Raw genomic sequence first — 26,512 nt, 5'->3', positions numbered from 1 at the left:
CGTTCCCGTGAGGCGCACTTAAGTTCATGGGTACCACGACTGCAACTCCGGCAGCGTAGCACAGCGTTATTCGCGGATAACTCAGTGCCGTGTCATCGACGGGCCACGGCCCGGGAATGCCGGGCGCATCCGCGGGACGCCCCTCACCGGAAGGGGGGACAGAGCCCCGCCTCCTCATGGGCGAAGGGGCGGGGCTCGTCCCGTCGTCAGCCGTCGTCCTCCCGGGCGGCCAGCTCCAGCGCGGTCCGCAGGGGCGCCTCCCCGGCGGTGCGGAAGGCCCGGTCGTAGCGGGCGTTGCCCAGGGCCGCGCGCGCGGTCCGCTCGGCGCGGTCGCGCAGCAGGCCCACCTCGGGCGTGCCCCGCTGCGGGTGGCCCACGCACTCCCAGTAGCGCAGCCCCGCGCCGAAGGCCAGCGCGGCCTGGTGGGCGCGACCGCTGGCGGCCAGGGCGGTGGCCAGCACGTCGAGGCCGAGCGCGATGCCGAACCGGTCCCCGATCTGCTGCTTGGAGGCGAGCATCTGCCGCGCGTGCCGGATCGCCTCCTCGGGGCGGTCCTGGAACAGCGCGATGAGGCAGAGCTGGTAGTCCAGGTAGGAGCGGGCCCAGTGCTCGCCCTGGATCACCGAACGCCAGCGCTGCGCCTCCGCCTCCTGCCGCGCCTCGGACAGCCGTCCGCCGGCGGTGAGCGCGAACACGCGGACCAGCCGGCACATGAGCGCGGCGGCGTCCTCGGGCCCGTCGCCCGCCGGCGGGCCCGGCAGCTCCGGCACGCCGTCCGTGGACGCCCCCGCGGCGGCCGGCGGCAGCAGGGCGTCCACGCGCTCCAGCGCACGCTCGGGCCGTCCCTTGAGGAGGTCGCTGAGGCCGTGCAGGTAGGCGGCCTTCAGCAATCCCCGCGCGTCGCGCGCGGTGCGCGCCTCGTGCAGACAGGCCGACGCGACGCCGTGCCCGGCCGCGTAGTCGCCCTGGAGGATGTACGTGAGCCCGAGTGCCCACAGCGCCTGTACGCGGGGCGCGTCGGAGGCGCTGTCGGCGGCCAGCGCCCGCTCCAGATAGCTCTGGGCCTCGTGCAGATGGCCGCAGCAGGTCCAGAAGAAGGCGATGAGGCCGGCCAGCTCCAGGGCCTCGGCGGGGCGCCGCGCGAGCAGGTGGTCGAGGGCCGCGCAGAGGTCGAGGTGGCTGTCGGCGATCATCCGGTACGCGGCGATCTGCTCCGGGCCCGACCACGCGCCGTCGGCGTGCCGCGCGCGTTCCAGGTGGTGGGCGGCGTGCCGGTCGGCGGCCTGCTCGGCCTCGCCGAGTTCGTCGAGCCACATCGCCCCGTACTCGCGCAGCGTGTCGAGCATGCGGTAGCGGCCGTCGGGCAGCGGGTTGACCACGGACTTGCGGACGAGGGCCTCCAGGGCGCCCGGCACCTCCTCCCGGGCGAGCGGGCCGCCGGACGCCACCGCGACGGCCGCGTCCGCGTCGAACGGGCCGCGCACGACGGCGAGTCGGGCCCACAGCAGGCGTTCGGGCGGGCTGCACAGCTGATGGCTCCAGCCCACCGCGCTGCGCAGCGCCCGGTGGTGCTCCGGGGCGCACGGTCCGGTGGCGTGCGGCAGGTCCAGCCGCCGGCCGGCTCCGCGCACAGCGGTGGCGAGGGTGCTGTCCGCGAGCTGCGCGGCGGCGAGCTCCAGGGCCAGCGGCAGCCCTTCGAGGTGGGCGCAGAGCTCCAGGGCCAGCTCGTGCTCGGCGCGGTCCAGCGGCCGGTGGCCCGCCTCGGCGGCGCGGGCCAGGAAGAGTTCCACGCCCTCGCGCCGAGGCGGCAGCGGCTCCAGGTGGATGACGTACTCGTCCTTGAGCTCCAGGGCCTCGCGGCTGGTGGTGAGGACGGTGAGGCGGGGGCACCGGTCGAGCAGCGTCCCGACCAGGCGGCGGCAGCCCTCGGTGAGGTGCTCGCAGGAGTCGAGGACCAGCAGCAGGCGGCGACGGCCGATCCAGGAGGTGACGGCTTCGACGGGCGGCCGGGGCGAGTGGTCGGCCAGGTCGCACGCCTCGGCGACGGCGGCCGCTATCAGCCCCTCGTCGCGTAACGGCCACAGGTCGGCCCAGCAGACGGTGTCGAAGCCGGGCAGGGACAGTTCCACCCTTCGGCGCACCAGCCGGGACTTCCCCGTTCCGCCGGGACCGCTGACGGTGATCAGCCGGTGGTCCTCAAGTGCCTGGGCCAGGGCGCGCAGTTCGCGGTGGCGGCCGACGAACAGCCCTGCTTCCGGGTGCAAGTTCCGTGTCACCACCCCAGTGTGACCGGTTCGGCTGGTCGGGGCCCCGGCGATGGCGCGGCGGGCATATTCCGGAAGGGCGCGTCCCGGCCGCCCCTCAGGGCTCCCGGGCCCACGCGCGTACGGACGTCACGGCGTTCCGCGTACGGGCAGGCCGCTCGCCCGGTAGATCGCGTCCAGTACGCGCAGGTTGGCCACGGCGTCCTCGGGTGACGTCAGGACCGGTGCGCCGTCCAGCACCGCCGCCGCGAACGCGGACAGCTGGTGGTCGTAGCTCGACGGGCGGCGGGCCAGCCGCTCCCGGCGCACGACCCGGCCGCCCCGCCCGCCGGGACGGCGGACGGTGAGCTGGTGGTACACGTGCGGCATCAGGAAGTTGGTGACGTCGAGGGCGCCGTCGTCACCGGTGGCGCGCGCCCTGATCGAGAGCAGCCGGCGGGACCACATCGAGGCGCGGACGCCACCGGTCGTACCGTCGTCGAAGGCCAGTTGGGCGGTCATCGCGCGGTCGATGCGGGGCTCCCCGCGCAGCGTGAGGGCCCGTGCGGAGGTGACCTCGGGCTCGCCGGGCCCCAGCAGGCGCAGGACGTGCACGGCGTAGCAGCCCGCGTCCATGGTGGCGCCGCCCGCCAGTTCGTAGGAGTAGCGGATGTCGCCGAAGCGGGGCAGCGGGAAGCAGACCTCGGCCTCGACCCTGCGCAGTGTCCCGAGCTCACCGCCGTCGACGATCTCGCGCATGCGGGCGGCGAGCGGGTGGTGGCGGTAGTGGAAGGCCTCCATGGTGACCAGGCCACTGCGCTCGTGGGCGGCCCGGGCGGCGTCGGCGACCCGCTCCGCCTCGGCGGCGTTGGCGGTGAAGGGCTTCTCGCACAGGACGTGCTTGCCCGCCGCGAGCGCCTTCAGCGTCCAGTCCGCGTGCAGCCCGTTGGGCAGCGGGACGTAGACGGCGTCCACGTCCGGGTCGGCGAGGAGGTCCTCGTAGCCGTGGTGGACCCGCGGGATCCCGTGCTTGCGGGCGAACGCGTCGGCCCGGGCCCGGTCGCGCGCGGCGACCGCCGTCACGGTGACGCGCGGGTCGCGCCGGGCGGGGGCGAGGAGGGCGGCGGGGGCGACGGCTGCGGCGCCGAGCAGCCCCATGCGTATCCGGGTGGGCATGGGGAGGAGTGTGTCAGTCCCCGGGGCGTCCGCCGGTCAAGGGGTGTTCAAGGTGGTGGGCGGTCCCGCGGGGCGCCCGGGGAACGAACGAGGGGCCCGGCTGGTGCCGGGCCCCTCGTCTTCTCGTAGCGGGAGCGGGACCGGGGTCCTGCCGCCTCTGGGTCATGAGCCCAGCGAGCTACCGAGTTGCTCCGCCCTGCTCACGTACGGACGCGCTGCAAGGCGGCCGTCACGGGACGGATGCTGTTGTCGTTGTCAGCCGCGCACGATGTTCTCGGCCTGCGGGCCCTTCTGGCCCTGGGTCACGTCGAACGTCACCGGCTCGCCCTCGACGAGCTCGCGGTAGCCGTTGCCGGAGATGTTGGAGTAGTGCGCGAAGACGTCCGGTCCGCCGCCGTCCTGGGCGATGAAGCCGAAGCCCTTCTCGGAGTTGAACCACTTCACGGTGCCGCTGGCCATGCTCTGAATCCTTCGATATCGCCGGAAAACCGGCTGGTGTGTGTACGGGACCGTCCGTCGCCGGACGGTGCCCAGCACTGTTCTACCCTGTGAACGGCACAACTGTCCCGTCTTCGGGGCTGTCATATCGTGCGTCGGTTCGGCTCAGCGACACCTTTGTCACTCTCCGCGTCCAACCGGCCCCGGATCGGGGCCGTCGATGACTCTCCGCGCGCGCCCGCTCAGAAGTTTCCGTAGTTGACCTGCCAGGTCGGCAGGCCGATGTGGCGCCAGAGCGCGACCACCCGGTCGCGGTCGTCCAGGGAGAGCCGGACGGCGTACCGGTCGCGCACGTGGGCGTCGAACAGCTCCGCCTTCACGACGTCGTCGCTGCGGCCGTCGCCCGAGGCGCGCATCCACAGCTCGTCGTAGGGCACCTCGTGGCGGGCCAGCCACGCCTCCGTCAGCGCCCTGTGGTCCTCGCTGCGCCCCGAGAGCAGCACGATCGTGTCGCCGTCGGCGCGCCGGAAGGCCCGCAGCGCACCGGACACCGAGGCGTTGAGCTGGTCCTCGTCGCAGCGGCCGAAGTCGTAGGGGCCGCGGTCGCCGCGCAGCGCCAGCGTGCCGTCGATGTCGCAGAGGACGGCCGGGGGGAGCGCCGGGTCCGGGACGTACGGGGTGGCGGCGGGGCGCGCCTCCAGCCACTCGGAGGTGAGCCTCCAGCCGCCCCGTACCGCCTTGGCGTGCTTGTCGGCCAGGATGCGGATGATCTCCTCGCCGACGGGCCGCTCGCGCGCGGCGTCCCGCCGCAGGCACTCCTCCAGCGGTACATCGGTGAAGTCGTGGACCACGAACCGGGCGTCGAGGCCGACGACGGCCGCCTTCAGCCGCCGGGGGATGTGCGGCGTGAGGTGGGTGTTGTCCACGACGACGTCGAAGCCGCCCTCGACGGCCGAACGCACGGCGGCGTCCTGGATGTCGAGGACGGTCTGCTCGTGGGCGTGCGAGCGGCGCCGCTCGGGGTCAGGGACGTCCAGCATCCCGCGCAGGTCGTCGAGGTTGACGCGGCGCATCCGGCCCCCGGACTCCTCCTGGAGCCGGCGGGCGGCGGTGGTCTTGCCGGAGGCGGGGAGCCCGGTCATGACGTGTACTTCGTGCACGGGTCAGCTCTCCACGTCGGTGGTGAAAGGTACGGCGGTCTCGGGGCGGACGGAGCGCCACACGTACAGGTCGGTCGGGCGTCCGTCGAGCCGCAGGAACAGCGCCGACCGTACCTCGGGGGCGGCGGGCAGCGCCTTGACCGCGCGCGCGAAGGCCCCCCGGTCGGCCGCCAGATGGGCGAGCGGCGCGTACGCCTCGTCGATGGCCCGCTCGCGGGCCGCGGCCTCGTCCTCCAGGGCGGCGACCACGCCGCGCACCCAGTGGTCGAACTCGTCGGGCACCTGCTCCAGGAGCGCGTCCAGCGGACGGCCGCCCCGCGAGGTGACGCCGGACAGCTCGGCGACCGAGCAGCCCAGGCCCTGGGCGAGGCGCTTGACGGACGTGCCGGCGAAGCGCTGGATGCCGTGGGCGCGCCAGATGTCCCGCTCGGTGACGCCGGTCAGCACCTTGTGCAGGCGCACGTACTCGCTGATCTTGGCCTTGGCGCGGAGCCCGGAGGCGTACCGCAGCACGAAGCCCTCCGCGTCGGTGCCGGTGGCCGTCCCGCCGCCGGGCAGCGTGTTGGACTCGGTGAGGGCGAGGAGCTCGTCGAGCGGCATGGCGGGCCAGGTGCGCACCACGGACCCCACCGCCGCCCAGTGGCCGGCGGCGTGCGCCAGCGGCACCTCGGTGCCGTCCGGGCCGAAGGCGGCCAGCAGGACCAGGTCGCGCCGGTCGCCGTAGTTCACGACGATGCGGTTCTCCGGGTAGACGGCCTCGGCCAGGTACGTGGTGCCGGGCGTGAGCGCGGAGGTGTCGCGGGCGTCGAGCCGCAGCTGCGCCCAGGTGGCCTGGGCGCTGGTGAAGGAGCCCTTGGACGCGGCGCGCCAGCGGCCGGCGTAGTGGAAGACGACGGCGAGGCTGCCGTCGACCTTGTCGTAGACCTCGAAGGGCTCGTCGGGGAGCGCGGGCGCGTAGGGCTGCCCGCTCTCGTGCTCACCCACGTTGAAGAACTTGGGCAGCGGCAGGGCGACGATCTCGCCGGTGACGTCGTCGGCGACGAGTCCGCGGCAGCGCGTGGTGACCCGGTTCCAGACCCGCTCGTACTGGCACGCACGCGTGTACGTGTAGATCGACAGCGGCAGTTCGGGGTGGGTCTTGCGGGTGACGTGCCCGTCCTTGATCGCGGCGGCCAGCTCGGGTGCGGGCAGCAGCGAATCGAGAGTCAGGGATGCCTGGCTCATGGTTCCTCCTGGTGGGTGAGGAACCATTCTCACCTGCGCATACGCCGTCGGGACACTGGTTTTCGCGGGGCACGGCGAAGCCCCGGACCCGCCGGGAGAGCGGCGGGGTCCGGAGCGTCGCGGTGGCTACCGGGCGAGGGGCGGGCGGGCGCTCCCCGCCCGGTGGCCGGGGGCCGTCAGTGACCCCGGTGGGGCAGGCGGTACGAGGTGACGTAGCCCGGGGCCGGCGTGCCGACACCCGTCACGTCGTCGTATCCCCTGACCGCCTTGAGCGAGCTGTCCCGGCCGAGCGTGCGCAGCGAGGTCAGCAGGCCGTCGGAGGCGTCCACGCTGTTGGCGAAGTCCACCCGGACCTCGGCGATGCCGCGGGCACCCAGCGGGTGGTCCGTGACGTCGTGGTAGGTCCGGGTGCCGTAGCGGGCGTAGATCGACGGGTTGGCGAAGCCGATCGAGAAGCCGCGCGCCTGCTGCGCCAGCGCCTGGACGCCCGCGATGACCGGGGCGGCCAGCGAGGTGCCGCCGATGCGGTACTCGTCGTACTTCACCGATCCGTCCGGCCAGCTCTGCGTCTGGCCGACCAGGAAGCCGGTGTTGGGGTCGGCGACCGCGGCGATGTCCGGCACGGTCCGCATCCGGGTCGCGCCGTTGGCCTTGGCCAGCGAGTCCGGGACGACGCCGCGCTGGTAGAACGGCTGGCCCACGGTGGCGCTGGTGCCGCCGCCCGCGCCCGAGGTGAACGCGCCGGGGAAGTCCGTCCAGCTCTTGCCGTCGGCCGACAGGTTCGCCTTGACGGTGCCCCAGCCGGTCTCGAACTGGTACTTGTCGCCCTTGCCGACCGCGAGGGCGGTGCCGCCGACGGCGGTCACCCAGGCGGAGTTGGCCGGGGTGTCGACCTGCTTCTTGCCCGTGTTGGCGACCTCGTCGCCGTTGTCGCCGGACGAGAAGTAGAAGCCGATGCCCTCGATCGCGCCCAGCTTGAACGTACGGTCGTAGGCCGCGGCCACGTCCGGGGTCTCGTTGGCCTCGATGTCGCCCCAGGAGTTGGAGACGATGTCGGCGAGACGGCCGTCCACGACCTTGTTCAGGGCGTCGAGCAGGTCCGCGTCCTGGCAGGACGCGCCGGCCACGTAGACGACGTTCGCGTCCGGGGCGACCGCGTGCACCGCCTCGACGTCGAGGGTCTCCTCGCCGTACCAGCCGGCCGCGTCGCAGTCCTCGGTGTGGTTGTAGTCAGCCGGGGTGACCTGCGTCAACTGGCCCCGCTTGTACGGCTTGTCGCCGTTGCGGGCGGCGTAGGTCGAGGCGTCCTTCGCGATCGTCGGCGAGGCGAAGGCGTCGGTGATGGCGACCGTGACGCCCTTGCCGGTGTAGCCGCCCGCGCCGTAGGCGGAGCGGAGCTGCTTGCCGGTGTAGCCCTTGATCGCGTACGGCGCCTTGGAACCGTAGGCGCTCGGCGCCGACTTGGCGGTGTTGGAGCCGAAGTACGAGGAGAACGGACCCGAGTTGCGGAAGCCCGGTCCGGGCGGGGGCAGCTCCTCGTGGTGCGTCGCGGTGTGCGGCGCGTTGTCCAGGCCGGTGACCGTGAGGACCGCGTCCTTCAGCGCCCGGGGCGCGGAGGCCGTCTGCGCGGGCGCGCGGTAGGTGTGCTTGCCCTTGCGGTAGTTGTGCATCCGTACCGCGAACGCGCGCTGTGCGGACGCGACGTCGCCGGTGACGGTGACGTAGTGCTGGTTGGCGCCCGTCACGGTCAGTCCGGAGGACTTCAGCCACGCGGTGACCGCGTCGATCTGCGCCCGCGTCGCCCCGAAGCGGGCCTGCGCGGCCTGCGGCGCGAGGTACTTCCCGTACAGGGACGACGACGGGTCGGACACCGCCGCGGCGTACGCGTCGAGGCCCTTCGCGTCCCGGCCCGCCAGGAAGACCCGGGCCTGGACGGAGTTCCCGGCCGCGGTGGCTCCCTGGTCCGCGGAGCCGGTGGCCCACGCGGGCTTGGTGCCCGCCAGGGCGGCGCGGCCGCTCGGTACGGGATCCGCCGCCTGGGCGGACGGTATGCCGAGGGCGAGCGTGCCGGCGAGGAGGGGCAGTGTGACCGCCACGCCCACGCCGGTGCGCCGCCAAGTGCGGCTCGTTCTCATGTAACCCCCTGCTATGAGGTGTTGACCGTTCCCGCGGGGCTGATCGCCCCACGGGTGCGGGGCCCCACTCTTGTCAGGAACGTCTCATGTAGGGGGCATGCACGTGCCAAGAGAGAACAAAAAGCTTCGGTGAGCGGACAGATGGTCGCGCCATGCGGGAACTTCCAGGTCACCAACCCGTCACGACACGACATGAAGCGGCAGGAAACGGCCCCGCGGATCGGCCCCGGTGTCAGATGTCGCTGTCGATGCCGGTGACCGCGGGCGGCCCCAGCGGTGCGTCGCCGGAGGCGATGCCGGTGTCCGCCAGCGCGCGCTCGACGGTCCGTACGGCGTCCAGTTCGGCCTCGTAGCGGTCGGCGGCCTCCACCTCGAGGCGGACGCAGAAGGTGTCGTCGTCGTTCACCGTCAGCAGGTCGAGCCCCTCATCCTCGCTGACCTGCGAGTGCTGCGGGAGCAGTCGGCGCCGCAGGGAGTCTCGTGCGGTGTCGGCGACATCCCCGGTGAACGTGCCCGGGACGGTGATGACGAAGGTGGTCATGGCGCTCCTCGCACAGTTCCGCTGCCTGGTTGGCTGCCCGTGCGGCCGCCCTGGCCGGCCCGGGCCAAACGTGCGAAGTGGCGCACTCCACCCGTTCAGGGGCGTGCCCCGGCCGCCCCGGGTGCACGGTTCGGCCGTCTCAGATGCGCGCTTCGGCCGTCTCACCTGCGCGCCTCGGCCGTCTCAGGCGCGCGCTTCGGCCGTCTTCCTCAGGTCGGCGAGCCACAGGTCGAGGCCCTGCGCGAGGTACCCGCGGGACGTCTCCGGGTCGGCCTCCACCTGGGCCCCGGACCAGGTCTCCTCCGTACGGACGACGACCCCTCCCCGTACCGGGGTGAACGTCCAGACGTGGACGCCCCGGTCGATGCGCAGGCCGTCGCCGACGGCCGGGCCGGACCAGCGGACGCACCGGCCGGGGCGGGCCTGGTGGACGGTCGAGGTGATGACCAGCGTCGTCGCGGGGGTCGTCGGCGTCTCGGGCACGGGGGTGGTCCAGCGGAACCGGGAGCCGGGCCGCAGCGGCCCCGGGTCGAGGCGCTTCGCACTGGTCACCGTGGACTGCCAGGCGGGCCACCGCGCCACGTCCGTCTGCAGCCGCCAGACCTCGGACGCGGACGCGGCGACGAACGCCTCGGTGCGGTAGCGGATCTTGGCGGCCGGGTCGACGCCCTGGCCCCGGCAGGTGAGCGCGGGCGCCGGGTGGGCCTGGGCGGGGGCGGCCGTCGAGAGGGCCGCCAGGGCCAGCGGGACCGTGAGCAGGGCGGAGCGGCGTCGGGCGCGGGCACGGGTGGGCATGTCGGGCTCCCGGGAGGTGAGTTAGCCGTTCTCGTGACAGTGAGAAGCTATAACTCTCTTGCGGCGAGCGTCAATTGTGAACGTGAGACCCTCTCACTGAACGGGTGCGTCGCCGGCGGAGGGCGCCGGAGGCGCGCAGCAGGAAGCCCCGTCGGCCGGGCAGAGCGCGTGGACCGGCCGACGGGGCGCTCGGGGGGTGCGGTGGGTCAGCCCGCCGGGTTCGGGCGGAGCAGCGTGATGCGGTTGGCGCCCAGTTCGGTGACGTACAGGTTGCCGTTCGCGGTGTCCTCGGTGACGTCCAGCGGCTGCTGGAAGCCGGTCATGCCGGTGGTGCCGGTGACTGGAGCGGCGAGGCGGCCCTGGGCGTCGACGCCGAAGACGGCGATGTCCTGGCCGCTGGAGTAGCGCACCACCAGGAGCTTGCCGCGCAGGGCGCCGCCGAAGGTGCCGGAGCGGTACTCGACGACCCCGTTGGCGGAGGCGTGCAGGCCGGCGTCGTAGATGCCGGCGAGGTCGAGGTTGCGGTCCGGCTGGGTGCCCACCGGGTACGCGGCGGCCTGGAAGGGGTCGGTGCCCGAGGTGGGGTTGCCGCCCGCGAGGACCCATTCGCAGCGCGCCGGGTTGGGGTGGCCGTAGTAGCGGTTCTTCTTGACGTCGAAGACGTAGTCGGTCTCCGCGTTGGGGTTGTTCGTCAGCGCCGGGACGGCCGGTCCGGTGTACGGACCGGACGCGGCGGCGTCGACGCGCTTGGCGCAGGACGCGGGCAGCGGCGAGGGCGTGGCCGGGGAGTTGCCGCCCGCGGCGGAGCCGTTGGTGGGCGTGTAGAGGTGCCCGTTGCTGTGCCAGACCAGGTCGTAGGCGTTGCGCACGCCGGTGGCGTACAGCGTCAGCGGGGCGTTCGCGGCGAACGGGTCATAGCTGCCGCCGCCCTCGGTCTGCACGTTCAGCGGCAGGGTGGCGGGGAGCTTGGCCGGGTCCAGGCGCAGCACGGCGGCGCTGAGCAGGCGTTCGGGACGGTTGCCCCAGGCGCCGTCGGCGGCGCCCATGGCGTTGTTGGCCCCCTGGGTGACGTAGAGCGCGCCGTCGGGCCCGAAGGCGAGGGAGTTCGTCTCGTGGTCCTTGACCGAGCGCGGCAGGTGGGAGACGACCTCGGTGTACGTGCCGAGGGAGGCGCCGGTCAGCTTGCCGATGCTGCTGGAGAAGTCGGGCTCGCTCGGGGTGCCGCCCGCGTACATGGTGTTGGAGCTGATCCACAGCACCGGTGCGGCGGCCGTGGACGCCGGGTCGAAGGCGAGCCCGATGACGGTGCGATCGGGCGCGCCGGGCAGGCCGCGCGCGGTGGCGTCGTCGCGGACGGCGGTGATGGTCTGGGCGCCGGTGAGGGTGCCGTCGGCGGCGATGGTCCAGCGCATCACGTAGCCGTCGAGGGTGGCCGCGTACAGCTTGCCGTCGGGGCCCTTGGTCACGGAGGTGAAGCTGCGGCCCGAGGCGCCGCTGGCGACCTTGGTGAAGGCCACGGAGCCGCCGCCGCTGCCCGCGCCGGTCGTGAACACCGAGCGCCAGGGCGTGAAGGCGTGCCCGGCGAGGTCCTTGGCCCCGCTGGTGACGGCCAGGACGTAGCGGGTGCTCGGTTTGAGGCCGGCGGTCGGCGAGACGTTGATGACGTCGCCGCCGCCGGAGGTGATGACGTGGGTGGCGACCGCCGCGCCGCTGACCGCCTCCTTGAGCGTCACGGTGGAGGACGAGAGCGAGGCCGCGTCCACGCCGGAGCCGACCAGGCGCAGGTCGGCGACGATGCTGCTGGTGGGCGGGACGCCGGTGGCCGTGTTGGCGGGGGTGACGGCGCGCACCTCGGGGTGCTGGGACGCGTCGGCGACCGGGTCCACGGTCAGGTGGGTGATCTTGGTGTTGGTGCCGGTGGCCGGGCTGACGGTGAGGCGGCCGTCGGTCACGTCGGCGTACACCGTGGCCGTGCGGTAGGGGGTGGAGGTCGTCGGGACGAAGCCGTCGACGGCGTTCTGGTCCTCGACCTGGAGGGCGTGGGTGCTGTTGACGGCGGTGGAGTCGCCGGTGGTGACGGTGACGCGGTACGTGCCGTTGGGCACGGCGGCCTCCCAGCGGCCCGGCGTCTGCACGCCCGCCGAGCCCGCCGGGAGCTGCATGTGCATCAGCGTGGCGAGCAGCCGGTCGGGTTCGGCGGTGCCCCGGTCGCGGCCGTTGCCGACCAGGTTCAGCGGGGTCGCGTTCGTCAGCCCGACCCAGCCGTACGTCAGTCCGCTGCCCTGGCCCGCTCCGGTGCGGGCGCCGTAGGGCTGCCCGTAGTCCAGCACGTAGCCGGACACCGGGGTGGTGGTCGCGGTCCCGAAGTCCACCTTCACCGCGAACGTGGGCTCGGCCCGCGCGGGCGCCGGGGCCGCCACCAGGGCCCCCAGCACCGCGAGGGCGGTCACGGACACGCGTGCGCGGCCCGTGGACCGCGTGTGCGTACGCATCGACTTCACCGGCTCCAGCCCCCTCCGCCCCGCCTCCTTGGCATGAGCGGTACAAGAATGCCGGGCACCGGATCTCCCCACAACCCACCCTCGCGGCACGGGAGTTGCTGCGGACCTCGGGACGGAGGGCGCCGCGCCGCCCGGGCGCGCTCCCGGGCCGGGGACGCTCAGGAGCGGCAGGCGGGGACCTTGGCGCCGCGCTCGCGGGCCGCACCCGCCTCCGCCGCGCCGTCCGGCACCCTCGCCTGCCCCGGCACCCTGCCCGCCTCGCTCCTCCCCGGCCGCTCGCGCCGCTCCGGGCAGAGCCGCGCGGTGGCCGCCACCGCGCCCGCGATGAGCGACAGGGGGGCCAGTACGGCGACCAGGGTGCTGTGCATGCTCCGCCTTCCCGGGACCACCGCCCTTCGGCGGCCCCGCCCCGTCAACGAGCTTGATCGTTTTCCGGTGCGCGGAACCGGCTGATGGGGTGGCCGACCGTGGCATTCGGCCCCGGGCCGGGGAGACGGTCGGCGCCCCGGGACGGGTCAGGCGAGCCCGGCGGCGAGCGCCCGGCGGACGGCGTCCGCGCGGTCGCGGATGTGGGCCTTGGCGAAGAGGTTGTTGATGTGGGTCTTCACCGTGGCCTCGCTGATGAACAGCTTCTCGGCGATCGCCCGGTTCGGCAGCCCCTGCCCGATCAGCGCCAGCACCTCCCGCTCCCGCGGCGTCATGTCGGCGGGCAGCGGCTGGGCGGGCGGGGCGCTGCCGCGCACGGTGGCCAGCAGGCGGTCCTGGACCTCCCGGTCGAGCACGGACTGCCCGGCGGCGGCCGCGCGGATGGCGCGCAGGATGTCCTGGCGCCCGGCGTTCTTGGTCAGGTAGCCGCGGGCGCCCGCGCTGAGCGCGGCGAGGATCGACTCGTCGTCGGCGAACGTGGTCAGCACCACCACCGCGACCTCCGGGTGCTCCTGGGCGAGGCGCCGGGTGGTGTCGATGCCGTCCATGACCGGCATGCGCAGGTCCATCAGCACCACGTGGACGGGGCCCGTCGCGACCGCCGCGAGGACCTCGGTGCCGTCGGCCGCGGCGGCGACCACGTCGATGTCCTCGGCGAGGCCGAGGACCGCCGCGAGGGGTTCGCGCACGGCTGCCTGGTCGTCCGCGACGACGACCCTCAGGCGCTCGGAGGGTGTCCCCTGCGCGCCCGCTGCCTGCTCACTCATCGCATCCACTCTCGTCGGGGCCGGTCGTCGTCGGCCGGATCTCGTCGTGGGCCACTGTCATCGGCGGCCGCTCCCGTCCGTTGCCCCGGCGACGGGACCCACCGCGTCGGGGATCACCGCCTCCACCTGCCAGCCGCCCGCGTCCGGTCCTTCAGTGATCGGGCCCGCGGTGATGGTGCCGCCCAGCAGGGCGACGCGCTCGCGCATGCCGATCAGGCCCATCCCGCTGCCCGCGCCGACGGTGACGGCGCGGATGGCGGGGCCGTTGCGGATCCGCAGCGCGGTCGACCCCGCGTCGAACGCGAGGCCCACCGCGACGGTGCCGCCGGGGGCGTGGCGGGCGGCGTTGGTCAGCGACTCCTGGGCGACGCGCAGCAGGTTCTGGGAGACCCGGGCCGGCAGGTCGCGGACGGTGCCGGTGACGGTGAGGGCGTCGCGGTGGCCGGTGGACTCGCACATCGCGGTGAGGCTCCCGACCAGCGGCAGGGCGTCCTCCCGCAGGGCGTGCACGGTCCACTGGGCCTGCTTCAGGCTGTCCTTGGCGAGGTCGTGGGCCTTGTCGTTGGACGCGCGGGCCCGCTCCAGGTCGCCGTTGTCGAGCAGCGCGTCGGTGAGCTCCAGCTGCATGTTGATCCCGGCCAGCGAGTGGGCGAGGACGTCGTGCACGTCGCGGGCGATGCGGCTGCGCTCGGCGAGGGCGGCGGCCTGGGCCTCGGCGCGGGCGGCCCGTTCGGCGGACTCGGCGGCGGAGATGGCGGCCTCGACGGCGCGGTACTGGCTGCGGTTGACGATGCCGACCAGGACCGGTGAGCCGGCGGCGAGACCGAGCATCCAGGGCACGAGTTCATGGCCCGGCCCGATGCGGAAGTACAGGACGCCGCCGCACAGCAGGCTGCACAGCAGGGCCAGAGCCAGCGCCGGCCGGGGTTCCAGGCGGTAGCCGAGGTGCCCGGCGATGAAGAAGGCGAAGAGGTACGAGGAGCCGCTGGCGGCCAGTCCGGTGAGCGCCGCGGCCGCGACCACCCCCAGGCCGAGCCAGACCAGGGCGGCGCGCGGCGGCACCCGGGACTCGGGCAGGGCCCGGGCGAGGAGCGCCAGGCAGTTCACGACGAAGAGCGCGCCGACGACGAGCCCGCGCCCGCTGAACCCCATGGGCCGGATGGTCAGGACCCCGGCGACGATCACCGCCAGGGTCAGCACCCACTGCACGCGCGGGTCCCGCACCGGGACCCGGCGCGGGACTGCCGCCCGGGACGGCTGCGTCCCGGACGGCGGTTCGGTCTCGGTGGGGGCCACGGCCAGACCATAGCCCACGGTCAGGCCACGCGGTCGAGGACCGGGGCGGCCGTCCCTGCGGTGCCCGCGGCGGTCGTGCGGGCCACCGTCCGGCTGCGTACGAAGATCGTGGCCAGTCGCGTGACGACCTCGGTGAGGGCCATCAGGACGAAGGCGGCGACCCAGGCGTCGCTGCTGGTGATCTGGTGCGCGGCGCTGAAGCGGGCGACGTCGGCGGCGCCCCCGGCGTGCGTGACCCACAGCTGGAAGCCCATCCGGGCGCCCATGCCGACCACCCACAGGACCGCCGAGACGGCGCCGGCCTTGATCAGCAGGTTCCCGCCGGAGACCCGGATGCGGGTGTAGGCGCCGCCCGCGATGCCGAGCACGGCTCCGACGGCGACCAGGGCGCCGATCAGGACCAGGTCGTTGCCCGCGGTCGGGATCGTGTCGAGGTAGGAGTTCGCGACGAAGGCCACGATGCCCAGCGGGACCAGGTAGGACTTCGGGCCGAGGACGCCTTCGCGCAGCTGGCGGAAGACGACGAGGAGGAGGGCGATGTCGGTGATCCAGTCGGTGGTTGTCATGCCTCCAAGGGTGTTCTCGCCGGGCCTCTCGCACCTGGACCCGTGGGTGGAAGAGGGGGGTGGAGACTTCGGGTGGAGCTAGGACGAGGATCCGGGTGCCGCGAGGTGCGGGAAGCGCAGTTCGGTGCGGCGGCGGGCCGTGTCACCGGGGCGCAGGACCGGGCTGGGGTAGCCGGGGCGGTTGGGGGCGTCGGGGTAGTGCTGGGCCTCCAGGCACACGGCGCCGTGCCGGACCAGCGGGCGCCCGTCGGGGTCGCCGAGCGTGCCGTCGAGCTGGTTGGCGGTGTAGACCTGCAGGCCGGGGGCGGTGGTCCAGACCTCCATCACGCGGGACTCGTCGGCCGTGGCCAGGCGCGCGGCGCGGCGCGGCACGGCCGACTCGTGGTCGGCGAGGGTCCAGCAGTGGTCGTACCCCCCGGCGGCGCGGACCTGCGCGTCGCCCTCGTCCAGGACGCCGTCGCGCAGGGGGCGGGGCGCACCGAGGTCGAAGGGGGTGCCGCCGGTGGCGGCGACCGGGCCGAGCGGAATGCCGTCGGGGGCGACCGGGAGGTAGCCGGTGGCGGTCACCTGGAGGGTGTGGTCCAGGACGTCGCGGCCGTCGGCGGCCAGGTTGAAGTACGCGTGGTTGCTGAGGCTGACGACGGTGGCGCGGTCCGTGGTGGCCGTGAACTCCAGGGAGAGGGTGCCCGCCGCGTCGAGGGCGTAGGTGGCGGTGACGTCCAGGGCGCCGGGGAAGCCCATGTCGCCGTCGGGGCTGTGCAGGGAGAGGCGCAGGGCGCTGGTGTCGCCCTCGGTGTACGGCTCCGCCTGCCAGACGCGGGCGTCGAAGCCGTCGGGGCCGCCGTGCAGGGCGTGGCCGCGGTCGTTGACGGGGACCTGGTGCGCGGCGCCGTCGAGGGTGAGGCGGCCGTGGGCGATGCGGTTGGCGTAGCGGCCGATGAGGGCGCCGAGGTAGGGGCTCTTCTCGGCGTACTGGTCGAGGGAGGGCAGGGAGAGGACCACGTTCGCGGTGCGTCCCGCGGTGTCCGGGACGCCGAGCGCGTGCAGCACGCCCCCGTGGGTGAGGACCTCCGCGTGGACGCCGCAGGGGGACGCGAGGCGCCAGCGGGTGACGGGCTCGCCCGCCGGGGTGGTGCCGAACGGCGTGGGCTGCGGGGCGGATCGGGGCATGGGGCGTCCTCGGGGGCAGGGGGCGGGTGCGGGTTGCGGGCGGCGGGGCTCAGTCGGCGGTCGCGGTCCCGGCGGTGGCGGCCCCTCCCCCGGTGGCGGGTGCGGTGCGGGCCGGCTCGACCGTGTGCGTACCACCGGTGGACTCGCGCACCACGAGGCGGTAGCCGGGGCGGATGCGCCGGGGTTCGGCGGCGGTGTCACCGGCGAGCCGGGCGACCAGGCGGTCGACGGCGTGGCGGGCGATGGCCCGCTTGTCCGGGGAGACGGTGCTGAGGCTGACCGCGCCGTAGCTGCTCTCCTCGATGTCGTCGAAGCCGACGACGGCGACGTCGTCCGGCACCCGCAGGCCGCGTTCGGCGAGGGTGCGCAGGGCGCCGAGGGCGATCAGGTCGTTGTAGGCGAAGACCGCGTCCGGGCGGGCGCCCCGGTCGAGCAGGGCGGCCATCGCGGCGGCGCCGTCGCTGCGGCCGTAGCCGTCGGTGACGGCGACCAGTTCCTCGTCGGGCGTGCACCCGGCGGCGGCCAGTTCCTCCCGCCAGCCGCGCAGCCGCAGGTGGGCGGGCTGGCGCTCGCGGCCGGTGCGGGAGCCGAGGAAGGCGACGCGCCGTCGTCCGAGGTCGAGGAGGTGGCGTACGGCGCTGCGCGCGGCGGCGACGTTGTCGATGGCGATCTGGTCGTAGGGCGCCTGGTACTCGCGTTCGCCGAGCAGGACCAGGGGCGAGGTCTCGTGCCGGGCGAGCAGGTCGTCGTTCTCCAGGTGGATGGGGCTGAGGATGAGGCCGTCGATGACGTGGGAGCGGAACTCCTGGCAGACCAGGAGCTCGCGCTCGCGCAGGCCCGCGGTGTGGTCGACGAGGACGGTGTAGTCGTGCTGGGCGGCGGCGTCGATGACGGCGCCGGCGAGTTCGGCGAAGTAGGGGTTGCCGAGTTCGGGGACGGCGAGGGCGATGATGCCGGTGCGCCCCTTGCGCAGGTGACGGGCGGTCAGGTTGGGGCGGTAGCCGAGCTCGTCGATGGCCTGCTGCACCTTGGCGCGCATCTGCGGGGTGACGTGCGGGAAGTTGTTGACCACGTTGGACACGGTCTTGATCGAGACGCCGGCCCGCTGCGCGACGTCCTTGAGGCTGACGCCCACGGAACTCCTCTGGTTCGGCTCTGACCGGGTGTGCGCCGGGCGGTCCCGGGCCGCGGCCGGCCCGCGCCGGGGCGGGCCGGTCGCCGCGGGGCCGTGGGCCGGGCGGTCCGGGCGGGTGGTTCCGGCGTCAGAGCGTTCTTCGCTTGCGTGAAACGTACCTCTGCGCCAGGACGACGAGGATCAGGAATCCGCCGCTGACCACCGACTGGTAGGAGGAGTTCAGCGAGCCGATCTGGTTGATGAGGTTCTGGATGACGGCCAGCAGCAGGACGCCCCACAGGGTGCCGCTGACCGATCCGGCGCCGCCGGCGAGGAGGGTGCCGCCGATCACCACGGCGGCGATGGCGTCGAGCTCCATGCCGGTGCCGATGATGGTGACCCCGGAGGACAGCCGGGCGGCGTTGAGCGCCCCGGCGAACCCGGCGAGCAGTCCGCTCAGTACGTACACCGTGGCCCTGGCGCGGGCGACGGGCAGGCCCATCAGGGTCGCCGCGTCGCCGCTGCCCCCGACGGCGAACAGGGTCTGTCCGAAGGAGGTGCGCTGGAGGACCAGGCCGCCGAGGCCGAACAGTGCCAGGGCGATGAGGATCGGGTACCCGAAGCCGCCCACGCTGCCCTGGCCGAGCGCGGCGAACGCCGAGCCCTTGGGCACCAGGTAGGTGGTGGCGCCCTCGTCGGTGAGGGCGAGCAGCAGTCCGCGCGCGCCGAGCAGGGACGCGAGGGTGACGATGAAGGGCGCCATGCCCGCGCGGGCGATGAGCAGCCCGTTGAGGGTGCCGATGGCGCCGCACACCGCGAGCGGCAGCAGGAGCGCGGGCAGGACGCCCCACGGGGAGGCCCAGGCGGCGAGGACGCCGCCGAGGGCGAAGACGGAGCCGACGGACAGGTCGATGCCGCCGGTGATGATGACCAGGGTCATGCCGAGGGCCACCACGGCCGGGAACGACGCCTGGACCAGGACGCCCCGGGCGTTGTCGAGGGTGGCGAAGGTGGGGTACGCGACCGAGGCGACGACCACGACGAGGAGCAGGACGGCGAGGACGCCCTGGCCCCGCACCAGGTCGAGGAGGCGCTCCGCCGCGGCGGCCCCGGGCCGGGGCCCGGCCTCGGCCGGGGCGGTGGCGCGGGCGGCCGGGAGGCCCGGTCCGCGGCCGAGGGAGGACGAGTCGGTGTTCATCGGGATCGGCGCTCCCGTGCGACGTAGACGGCGGCGATGATGATGGCCGCCTGGGCGATCTGGGCGGTGGAGTCGGGCAGGTCGTGCTTGACGAGGGTGGCGCGCAGCAGCTGCATGAGCAGGGCGCCGGCGACGGTGCCGAGCACCCGGATGGAGCCGCCGCTGAGCGGGGTGCCGCCGACCACGACGGCGGTGATGGCGGAGAGTTCCATCAGGGTGCCGAGCGAGGAGGGGTCACTGGCGGTCAGGCGCGCGGTGGCGAGCACCCCGGCGAGCGCGGCGAGGACGCCGCACAGGACGTAGACGCCGGTCAGCACGCGTTTGACGGGGAGTCCGGCGAGTGCGGCGGCGGCGCGGTTGCCGCCGATGGCGACGACCTGGCGCCCGAAGGTGGTGCGGTGGACGACGAGGGCGACGGCGACGGCGAGGACCGCCGCGACGAGGACGACGAGCGGGACGCCGAGGAAGCTGCCGGTGCCCAGGGCCAGCAGGTCGGGGTTGACGATCTGCTTGAGCTGTCCGTCGGCGAGGACGAGCGCCAGGCCGCGCCCGCCGACGAACAGGGCCAGGGTGGCGACGATGGGCTGGAGGCCGACGACGGAGACCAGGGTGCCGTTGACCGCGCCGACCAGGACGCCCGCGAGCAGGGCGACGAGGAGCGCGGGTACCAGGCCGTAGCCGAGGTAGAGCGGCAGCAGGGCGGCGGCCAGGGCCATGGTGGAGCCGACGGACAGGTCGACGCCCTCGGTCCCGATGACCAGGGCCATGCCGAGCGCGACGATGACGATCGGGGCGACCTGGACGAGCTGGGTGCGCAGGTTGTCGGCGGTGAGGAAGTGCTCGGTGAAGAGGGCGTTGAAGAGCAGCAGGGCGGCCACGGCCGCGTACACGCCGTACTCCTGGAGCCAGGCGGCGGTCCCGGTCCCGCTCCTCGCGGCGCGGACCGGGGCCGCGGGGGCCCGGGTGGTCATCGGGGGTCCTCCTCGGGGCGCGCGGCGGTGTCCTTGGTGAGGGGTACGGGGGCGGGGGCGCCGTCCGTCGCGGACGCCTCCGGCCCGGGGGCGTCGCGCGGGGTGGCGGGGGGCGCGTGGTCGGCCAGGGCGGCGAGCAGGGCGTCCTCGCGGACGTCGTCGCCGAGGAGTTCGTCCACGGTGGCTCCGGCCCGCAGGACGACGATCCGGTCGGCGCCCTCGATGAGTTCCTCGACGTCGGAGGAGATGAGCAGCACGGCCAGGCCCTCCTGGGCGAGTTCGTCGATGAGCGCTTGGACCTCGGCCTTGGCGCCGACGTCGATGCCCCGGGTGGGCTCGTCCAGGAGCAGCACCTTGGGCGCGAGGCAGAGCCAGCGGGCCAGCAGCACCTTCTGCTGGTTGCCGCCGGAGAGTTCGCCGACCTTCTGCTCGGGGCTGGACGCCTTGATGCGCAGACGCTTCATGAAGACCTCGACGAGCCGGTCCTGGCGCGCCCGGGAGACGACGCCCGCGCGCGAGAGGCGCGGCAGCGCGGCCAGCACGATGTTCTCGCGCACGGAGAGGCCGGGGACGATGCCCTCCGCCTTGCGGTCCTCGGGGAGCAGGCTGATGCCGGCGCGGATGGCGGCGGCCGGGGAGGGGCGGCCGATCGAGGTCCCTCCGACGCGCACCTCCCCCGCGTCCAGGGGCAGGGCGCCGGCCAGCGCCTTGGCGGTCTCGCTGCGCCCGGAGCCGAGGAGGCCGCCGAGGCCGAGGACCTCGCCGGGGTGCAACTCCAGTGACATCCGGTCGAGTTGGTGGCGCCGGCTGAGCCGGTCGGCGGTGAGGACGGGGGTACGGGCGATGTCGTGGCCCTCGTCGGCGAAGCTGGTGACGCCGTGCCTGCGGACCTCGGCGACCTCGCGGCCCAGCATCATCGACACCAGCTGGACGCGGTCGAGCCCGTCGAGCGGCCCGGTGTGTACGTGGCGGCCGTCGCGCAGGACGGTGACGCGGTCGCAGATCCGGTAGAGCTCGTCCATGCGGTGGCTGACGTAGAGGACGGCGATGCCCCGTCGGCGCAGGTCCGCGATGACGCCGAACAGGGTCTCGACCTCGCGGGGTTCCAGGGACGAGGTGGGTTCGTCCATGACCACGACGTGGGCGTCGACGGAGACCGCGCGGGCCAGGGCGACCATCTGCTGGGTGCCTAGGCCCAGGGTGCCCAGGGGGCGGCGCGGGTCGACGGTGACGCCGAATCCGCGCAGCAGGTCGGCTGCCTCGACGTGCATCCGCGGGAAGTCGATGAGGCGCAGCCGGTTCCTGGGCTCGCGGCCCAGGAAGACGTTGCGGGCGACGCTCATCAGCGGGACGAGGTTGACCTCCTGGTAGATGGTGGAGATGCCCGCCGCCTGGGCCTCGTAGGGCCGCTCGAAGGCCACCGGCCTTCCCGACAGCAGGAGTTCGCCGCTGTCGGGGCGGTGCACGCCGGTGAGCACCTTGATCAGGGTGGACTTGCCCGCGCCGTTCTCGCCGACGAGGGCGTGGGTCTCGCCTGCGGCCAGGGTGAACGTGACGTCGTCGAGGGCGACCACGCCGGGGAAGCGCTTGCCGACGCCGCGCGCTTCGAGGACGGTCCGCGCGGCCGGGGGCGCGGTGCCGCTCGCGGCGGCCGGCGCCGCTTCGGGGGGTGCCATGTGCAGGGCCTTCCGGGGAGGGTGGGTGGCGACGGGTCCCGGGGGCCGCGGCCGGTCTCCCGTACCGCGGTCCCCTTCCGGTCACACGGCGGTCAGTACGCCCCGCCCAGGGACTGCTCGGCGTTGGCGGGGTCGTACGCGCGGTCCTGGATGATGACGTCCTCGGGGATGCCCTCGCCGCCGTAGAACTTCCGCGCGGTGGCGAAGGCGAGCGGGCCGAACCGCGGGTTGGACTCGATCACGGCGTTCAACTCGCCGTTGACCAGGGCCTGTACGGCGTTGCGCGTACCGTCGATGGACACGATCTTGACGTCCTTGCCTGGGGCCTTGCCGGCCGCCTTGAGCGCGGTGACCGCGCCGAGGGCCATCTCGTCGTTCTCCGCGTACACGGCGGTGATGTCGGGCTTGGACTGGATGAGCTGCTCCATCACCTGCTGGCCCTTGTCGCGGGCGAACTCACCGGTCTGCTGGGCGACGATCCGCAGCCCGGGTGCCGCGGCCTCGACCTGGTCGACGAAGCCCTTGGTGCGGTCGGTGGTGACGCCGTTGCCGGAGGAGCCGAGCAGGATGGCGACCTTGCCCTTGCCGCCGGTCGCCTTGGCCATGGCGTCGGCGGCGCGCTTGCCCTGCTCGACGAAGTCCGAGCCGAGGAAGGACAGGTAGTCCTTGCACGCGGTCGCGTTGATCTTGCGGTCGATGGTGAGGACGGGGACCTTCTTGGCGGCGGCGGCCCGCAGGGCGGGTTCGAGGCCGTCGGAGTTGAGCGGGGCGACGATGAGGAACTGGGCGCCCTGGGCGAGCATGTCCTGGATGTCGCTGATCTGCTTGGACAGCTGCGACTGCGCGTTGGTGGTGAGCAGCTTCCTGACCCCGGCCTTGGCGGCCTCGTCCTTGATGGACCGCGTCTCGGCGATGCGGAACGGGTTGGCCTCCTTCTCCGACTGGGAGAAGCCGACGACCGCGTCCTTCAGGTCGAGCTTCGGGGCGCCGTAACTCGTGAGCGTGCAGCCGGGCCCGGCGGAGGCGGTCGGCGTCTGGACCTTCTGCGCGCCCTGGCCGCTGTCGCCGCCCGCGTCGTCCGTGGTCTCCGACTTGGCGCAGCCGGACAGGGCGAGCGCGGCGGTGGCGGCGACGACGCAGGCGACGGAGAGCGTGCGCGATCTCTGCGGAAGGGTCATCGGTGGGACACTCCTTGGCGGGGGACAGCACCGCCGAGTGGCGTGCGGTCGCGCGGGACGGGAAAGCGGAGCCGGTCCGCGGCACGGGGCGGCGGACGTGTCGTACGGGTGGCCCGGTCAGCCGGGACCGGGGCCCTGAACAGGGAAGATCACAGCTCGGAGCAGTCGGCCGAGGGGTCGGCGACTCGGGCTTTACAACGTTATAAGCGCGGTCCGGCGGGCTCGGCAAGGCCTCGGGACGAACGTTTCCGGAATGCGTCCCGGCGGTGGAGCACCCGCCACCGGCGCCACGGCGACGAGGACGCGCACGGGGGCTGGACAGCCTCCACGGCGCGTGCTGTCATTCCGCTGCACACGGTTTTCCAACGTTGGAAGGCGCATGTCCGGCGCCCTTCTCACGGGGGAAAGACGGTCGTCCGCCCCCTCGGCACCCCTGCCTGCGCCTCCACGCGTCCGGGCGGGCTGTTCGCCGCGCGTGCCGCGCGGCGTCACGTGTTCTCGGTCCGGCTCCCCTTCGCTCTCCGTTGAGGATGAGGAACGATTCGATGCCACGACGAAACACCCGCACCAGAAGAGGTACATGGGCCCTGCTGACAGCGGCGGCCCTGCTCCTGGCCGCCGCCCCGCAGGCCACCGCCACCACGACCACCACCGCCGCCACGACGCCCGGCGCGCGCCCGGCCGTGACGGGCGAGCCGCCCGCCGCCGCCCCGCGGGCCGCCGCCGCGAAGAAGGCGGCGATCGTGGTGCACGGCCTCAAGGGCGAGTACTTCCGCATGTCGGCCCCGGGCGCCCGGGACTTCGCCGAACTCGGCGGCACCGCCCTCGACCCCCAGGTGAACTTCTCCGGCCTCACCGGTACGTTCCAGTCGCTGACCGGGCGCACCGAGCACACCACCGCCCGCTGGACCGGCCGCCTGACGGCCCCCGCCACCGGCGACTACACCTTCCACGCCATCGGGGACAACGGCTTCCGGCTGTTCGTCGACGGCAAGGCGGTGATCGACCACTGGGTGCCCGACTGGGACAAGGAGCAGACCAGCGCCCCGCTGCGGCTCACCGCGGGCGAGGCCCACGACTTCCGCCTGGAGATGTTCCAGGACGTGGGCGGGGCCAACATGTTCCTGCGCTGGTCGACCCCGGCACTGCCCAAGCAGCTCGTGCCGGAGTCCGCGTTCACCCCGCCCGCCGACTTCGAGGTCTACCCGGTGGAGCCGACCGTCCCGGCGGACGGTCTCCGGGTGCGGCTGCGCTTCGACAACCGGGTGGGCGGCCTGGACGGGGTCGCCCGGCACCTGAAGGTCGAGGCCGACACCACGCCCCTGACGGTGCGTTCGGTCAGCGCGGCGGCCGATGACCCGACGACGGCGGTCGTGGACCTGGCCGAGCCGGTCCAGAAGGGCCAGCAGGTCCGCGTCGACTACGACGGGGCGGGAGGGCTCAAGGACGGCGACAGGACCGTGCCCCGCCTCCTGCGCTACGCGGCCAACTCCTCCACCCACCGGCTGACCACCGCGTGGGGCGATCAGGTGGACCGGAACAACCCGCTGCCCGAGTACCCGCGCCCGCAGCAGGTGCGCTCCCGGTGGAAGAACCTCAACGGGCGCTGGCAGTTCACGGGCGCCAGGACGGACGACGTCCCGGTGTTCGGCAAGGACCTCCCGGAGCGGATCACCGTGCCCTTCCCGGTGGAGTCCCAGCTGTCCGGCCTGGAGCGGCACGAGGACCACATGGTCTACCGCCGGCTCGTCGACGTGCCCCGCGACTGGAAGGTCGGCACCGGCTCCGGCGCCGGCCGGCTCAGGCTGAACTTCGGCGCGGTCGACTACCGGGCCCGGGTGTACGTCAACGGCAAGCAGGTCGCCGACCACACCGGCGGCTACGACGCCTTCACGGCGGACGTGACCGACGCGCTCAGGGGCAGCGGCCCGCAGGAGCTGGTCGTCGCGGTCACCGACACCGGTGGCGCCGACCAGCCGACCGGCAAGCAGTCCACCAATCCCGGCGGCATCTTCTACACCCAGTCGTCGGGCATCTGGCAGACGGTGTGGATGGAGCCCGTCGCCCCGGTCGCCGTGGACGACGTGGTGAGCACGCCCGACATCGACACCGGCACGCTGCGGGTGAAGGCCGTCGCCGCGAAGGCGTCCGCCGGGGCGCGCGTCGAGGCCGTGGCCCGGGACAGGGCCGGCCAGGTGGTCGGCCGGGTGAGCGGCGCCGCCAACGTCGAGCTGCGCCTGCCCGTTGCGGGCCGGCACCTGTGGAGCCCGGACGACCCGTACCTGTACGGCCTGGAGGTCCGGCTGACCGACGGCGGGTCCGCGGACCGCGTCGACGGCTACTTCGGGATGCGGAAGATCGCGGTCGCGGACGTCGGCGGCTTCCGGAAGCTGGTGCTCAACAACAAGCCGGTCTTCTCGCTGGCCACGCTGGACCAGGGCTTCTGGCCCGACGGCCTGTACACCGCGCCCAGCGACCAGGCCCTCGCCTTCGACCTGGAGGCGCACAAGAAGCTGGGCTTCAACGCGGTGCGCAAGCACATCAAGGTCGAGCCGCAGCGCTGGTTCTACCACGCCGACCGGCTCGGGCTGCTGGTGTGGCAGGACTTCGTCTCCGGCGCCCTGCCGAACGCCTCGGGCCGCACGGCCTTCGTCGAGCAGGGCCGCGAGATCGCGCGCGAGCACCACGACTCCCCCGCCGTGATCGGCTGGATCGTCTTCAACGAGGGCTGGGGCGAGTGGGACCGGGAGGAGACCGGGCGGCTCGCGGAGTCCGTGAAGGCCGCCGACCCGTCCCGGGTGGTGAACGCGCACAGCGGCGTCAACTGCTGCAATTCCAAAGGGGATTCGGGCAAGGGTGACATCGTCGACCACCACGACTACAACAACACCGACCCGGCCTTCCCCGACGACAAGCGCGCCGCGATGGACGGCGAGCACGGCGGCTTCACGCTGCGCACGCCGGGCCACATGTGGCCGGGCGCCCCGACGGTCATCTACAGCGGAGTGGCCGACAAGGAGGCCCTGACCCGCAAGTACGTCGAGAACACCGAGAAGTTCTACCTGGAGGCGGCGGGCGCCGAGCTGTCCGGCTCGGTGTACACCCAGATCACCGACCTGGAGAACGAGCTCAACGGCCTCTACACGTACGACCGCAGGGAGATCAAGGTGGACCCGGCCCGGGTCCGCGAGGTGAACCTGAAGGTCATCGCGGCCGGAGCCGCCGCCGGGCAGCGCGGCCCCCTGACGGGCGGCGGCGCGTGGGCCCTGGACGAGGGATCCGGCACGACGGCACGGGACTCCGGCCCCAACAACAGCCCGCTGACGCTGACTCCGGGCACCACCTGGACGGCCGGAGTACGCGGCGGGAGCGCGCTGAAGTTCGACGGACAGGGCCACTTCGCGCAGACCGCGGGGCCGGTGCTCGACACGACCACCGGCTACTCGGTGTCCGCGTGGGCGACGCTCGACTCGCTGCCGGGCAACTACGCCACGGTGGTGAGCCAGGACGGGCGGCGCCAGGAGAACCCCTTCTACCTCCAGTACGGGCAGGGCGCGTTCGCCTTCAGCACCCCGGGCGGCAACCGGGCGCGGTACGCGACGACGCCCGAACCGGGCCGCTGGTACCACCTGGTGGGCGTGCGGGACGCGGCGAGGAACGAGATCCGGCTGTACGTCGACGGGGTCCTTGCCGCCACCGCGACGCCGGGTCCCGCCGACGTGAGCACCGGCCCGCTCTCGGTGGGCCGGGCCAAGTGGGGCGGCGGGAACGTGGACTTCTGGCACGGCTCGGTCGACCAGGTGCACGCCTACGACAAGGCGCTCTCGCCCCAGGAGGTGTCCGCGCTGTACGCCGCCGAGAAGCCGTAGGGCGGCGGGCGGGGCCGCGCGGTGACGACCGCGCGGCCGTCCGGGGCCCCGGCCCGCGCACTGGACGG

General features: G+C 73.8%; 20 protein-coding genes and 1 tRNA gene. 1 reads left to right on the top strand and 20 read right to left on the bottom strand.

Features of this window, described 5'->3' with window-relative positions; translation table 11 throughout:
* Positions 1 to 206: 206 nt before the first annotated feature.
* From ABT160_RS29415 to ABT160_RS29320, 20 genes are all read right to left on the bottom strand, one after another.
* On the bottom strand, positions 207 to 2,276 hold the full coding sequence (locus ABT160_RS29415; RefSeq protein ID WP_351650909.1) for an ATP-binding protein: 2,070 nt from the start codon (positions 2,274 to 2,276) through the stop codon (positions 207 to 209).
* Between the two features lie 117 nt (positions 2,277 to 2,393).
* Positions 2,394 to 3,419 (bottom strand): Gfo/Idh/MocA family protein, encoded by a 1,026-nt coding sequence (locus tag ABT160_RS29410; protein ID WP_351650908.1) that lies wholly within the window; start codon positions 3,417 to 3,419, stop codon positions 2,394 to 2,396.
* 126 nt (positions 3,420 to 3,545) lie between these two features.
* Positions 3,546 to 3,620, bottom strand: a tRNA-Met gene (locus ABT160_RS29405).
* Positions 3,621 to 3,674: 54 nt separating this feature from the next.
* Positions 3,675 to 3,878 (bottom strand): cold-shock protein, encoded by a 204-nt coding sequence (locus ABT160_RS29400; RefSeq protein ID WP_009192932.1) that lies wholly within the window; start codon positions 3,876 to 3,878, stop codon positions 3,675 to 3,677.
* A gap of 221 nt (positions 3,879 to 4,099) precedes the next feature.
* Positions 4,100 to 5,017: a phosphatase domain-containing protein gene (locus ABT160_RS29395; RefSeq protein ID WP_351650906.1), complete on the bottom strand. Its 918-nt coding sequence runs from the start codon at positions 5,015 to 5,017 to the stop codon at positions 4,100 to 4,102.
* A gap of 3 nt (positions 5,018 to 5,020) precedes the next feature.
* Positions 5,021 to 6,241: an RNA ligase gene (locus tag ABT160_RS29390; RefSeq protein WP_351650905.1), complete on the bottom strand. Its 1,221-nt coding sequence runs from the start codon at positions 6,239 to 6,241 to the stop codon at positions 5,021 to 5,023.
* A gap of 176 nt (positions 6,242 to 6,417) precedes the next feature.
* Positions 6,418 to 8,376: a S53 family peptidase gene (locus ABT160_RS29385; RefSeq protein WP_351650904.1), complete on the bottom strand. Its 1,959-nt coding sequence runs from the start codon at positions 8,374 to 8,376 to the stop codon at positions 6,418 to 6,420.
* Between the two features lie 232 nt (positions 8,377 to 8,608).
* Entirely contained in the window at positions 8,609 to 8,917 is a 309-nt protein-coding gene (locus ABT160_RS29380) for a hypothetical protein (protein WP_351650903.1), read from the bottom strand.
* Between the two features lie 183 nt (positions 8,918 to 9,100).
* Positions 9,101 to 9,712 (bottom strand): SRPBCC family protein, encoded by a 612-nt coding sequence (locus ABT160_RS29375; RefSeq protein WP_351650902.1) that lies wholly within the window; start codon positions 9,710 to 9,712, stop codon positions 9,101 to 9,103.
* A 206-nt stretch (positions 9,713 to 9,918) separates the two neighbouring features.
* Positions 9,919 to 12,168, bottom strand: a complete 2,250-nt coding sequence (locus ABT160_RS29370) for a PQQ-dependent sugar dehydrogenase (protein ID WP_351650901.1) — start codon at positions 12,166 to 12,168, stop codon at positions 9,919 to 9,921.
* Between the two features lie 203 nt (positions 12,169 to 12,371).
* Positions 12,372 to 12,581, bottom strand: coding sequence for a hypothetical protein (locus ABT160_RS29365; protein ID WP_351650900.1), 210 nt, complete (start codon positions 12,579 to 12,581; stop codon positions 12,372 to 12,374).
* A gap of 147 nt (positions 12,582 to 12,728) precedes the next feature.
* Positions 12,729 to 13,406: a response regulator gene (locus ABT160_RS29360; RefSeq protein ID WP_351650899.1), complete on the bottom strand. Its 678-nt coding sequence runs from the start codon at positions 13,404 to 13,406 to the stop codon at positions 12,729 to 12,731.
* Between the two features lie 57 nt (positions 13,407 to 13,463).
* Positions 13,464 to 14,615, bottom strand: a complete 1,152-nt coding sequence (locus ABT160_RS29355) for a sensor histidine kinase (protein ID WP_351650943.1) — start codon at positions 14,613 to 14,615, stop codon at positions 13,464 to 13,466.
* 107 nt (positions 14,616 to 14,722) lie between these two features.
* Positions 14,723 to 15,268 (bottom strand): hypothetical protein, encoded by a 546-nt coding sequence (locus ABT160_RS29350; protein ID WP_351650898.1) that lies wholly within the window; start codon positions 15,266 to 15,268, stop codon positions 14,723 to 14,725.
* A 78-nt stretch (positions 15,269 to 15,346) separates the two neighbouring features.
* Positions 15,347 to 16,438, bottom strand: a complete 1,092-nt coding sequence (locus ABT160_RS29345) for an aldose epimerase family protein (protein ID WP_351650897.1) — start codon at positions 16,436 to 16,438, stop codon at positions 15,347 to 15,349.
* Positions 16,439 to 16,487: 49 nt separating this feature from the next.
* The gene (locus ABT160_RS29340; RefSeq protein ID WP_351650896.1) at positions 16,488 to 17,573 is read right to left on the bottom strand and encodes a LacI family DNA-binding transcriptional regulator; all 1,086 of its coding nucleotides are present in this window, start codon (positions 17,571 to 17,573) and stop codon (positions 16,488 to 16,490) included.
* 127 nt (positions 17,574 to 17,700) lie between these two features.
* Positions 17,701 to 18,750, bottom strand: coding sequence for an ABC transporter permease (locus ABT160_RS29335; protein WP_351650895.1), 1,050 nt, complete (start codon positions 18,748 to 18,750; stop codon positions 17,701 to 17,703).
* Positions 18,747 to 19,721 (bottom strand): ABC transporter permease, encoded by a 975-nt coding sequence (locus ABT160_RS29330; protein ID WP_351650894.1) that lies wholly within the window; start codon positions 19,719 to 19,721, stop codon positions 18,747 to 18,749. The genes ABT160_RS29335 and ABT160_RS29330 overlap by 4 nt, the downstream gene beginning before the upstream one ends.
* A complete protein-coding gene (locus ABT160_RS29325; RefSeq protein ID WP_351650893.1) occupies positions 19,718 to 21,397 on the bottom strand; it encodes a sugar ABC transporter ATP-binding protein in 1,680 nt (559 codons plus the stop codon). The genes ABT160_RS29330 and ABT160_RS29325 overlap by 4 nt, the downstream gene beginning before the upstream one ends.
* A gap of 92 nt (positions 21,398 to 21,489) precedes the next feature.
* Positions 21,490 to 22,575 (bottom strand): ABC transporter substrate-binding protein, encoded by a 1,086-nt coding sequence (locus ABT160_RS29320; protein WP_351650892.1) that lies wholly within the window; start codon positions 22,573 to 22,575, stop codon positions 21,490 to 21,492.
* A gap of 545 nt (positions 22,576 to 23,120) precedes the next feature.
* On the opposite strand from ABT160_RS29320, the gene ABT160_RS29315 reads away from it, so the two are divergent.
* Positions 23,121 to 26,444, top strand: a complete 3,324-nt coding sequence (locus ABT160_RS29315) for a LamG-like jellyroll fold domain-containing protein (RefSeq protein ID WP_351650891.1) — start codon at positions 23,121 to 23,123, stop codon at positions 26,442 to 26,444.
* The last annotated feature ends 68 nt before the right edge of the window (positions 26,445 to 26,512 follow it).

The sequence above is a fragment of the Streptomyces sp. NPDC001941 genome (assembly GCF_040296945.1).
Taxonomy (GTDB): domain Bacteria; phylum Actinomycetota; class Actinomycetes; order Streptomycetales; family Streptomycetaceae; genus Streptomyces.
This window is presented reverse-complemented; position numbering and strand designations above follow the sequence as displayed.

Excerpts from the sequence above, each read along its gene's own strand:
- ABT160_RS29410 (WP_351650908.1), bottom strand. The coding sequence starts at position 3,419 with ATGCCCACCCGGATACGCATGGGGCTGCTCGGCGCCGCAGCCGTCGCC.
- ABT160_RS29400 (WP_009192932.1), bottom strand. The coding sequence starts at position 3,878 with ATGGCCAGCGGCACCGTGAAGTGGTTCAACTCCGAGAAGGGCTTCGGC.
- ABT160_RS29390 (WP_351650905.1), bottom strand. The coding sequence starts at position 6,241 with ATGAGCCAGGCATCCCTGACTCTCGATTCGCTGCTGCCCGCACCCGAG.
- ABT160_RS29385 (WP_351650904.1), bottom strand. The coding sequence starts at position 8,376 with ATGAGAACGAGCCGCACTTGGCGGCGCACCGGCGTGGGCGTGGCGGTC.
- ABT160_RS29380 (WP_351650903.1), bottom strand. The coding sequence starts at position 8,917 with ATGACCACCTTCGTCATCACCGTCCCGGGCACGTTCACCGGGGATGTC.
- ABT160_RS29375 (WP_351650902.1), bottom strand. The coding sequence starts at position 9,712 with ATGCCCACCCGTGCCCGCGCCCGACGCCGCTCCGCCCTGCTCACGGTC.
- ABT160_RS29365 (WP_351650900.1), bottom strand. The coding sequence starts at position 12,581 with ATGCACAGCACCCTGGTCGCCGTACTGGCCCCCCTGTCGCTCATCGCG.
- ABT160_RS29360 (WP_351650899.1), bottom strand. The coding sequence starts at position 13,406 with ATGAGTGAGCAGGCAGCGGGCGCGCAGGGGACACCCTCCGAGCGCCTG.
- ABT160_RS29350 (WP_351650898.1), bottom strand. The coding sequence starts at position 15,268 with ATGACAACCACCGACTGGATCACCGACATCGCCCTCCTCCTCGTCGTC.
- ABT160_RS29345 (WP_351650897.1), bottom strand. The coding sequence starts at position 16,438 with ATGCCCCGATCCGCCCCGCAGCCCACGCCGTTCGGCACCACCCCGGCG.
- ABT160_RS29335 (WP_351650895.1), bottom strand. The coding sequence starts at position 18,750 with ATGAACACCGACTCGTCCTCCCTCGGCCGCGGACCGGGCCTCCCGGCC.
- ABT160_RS29330 (WP_351650894.1), bottom strand. The coding sequence starts at position 19,721 with ATGACCACCCGGGCCCCCGCGGCCCCGGTCCGCGCCGCGAGGAGCGGG.
- ABT160_RS29325 (WP_351650893.1), bottom strand. The coding sequence starts at position 21,397 with ATGGCACCCCCCGAAGCGGCGCCGGCCGCCGCGAGCGGCACCGCGCCC.
- ABT160_RS29320 (WP_351650892.1), bottom strand. The coding sequence starts at position 22,575 with ATGACCCTTCCGCAGAGATCGCGCACGCTCTCCGTCGCCTGCGTCGTC.
- ABT160_RS29315 (WP_351650891.1), top strand. The coding sequence starts at position 23,121 with ATGCCACGACGAAACACCCGCACCAGAAGAGGTACATGGGCCCTGCTG.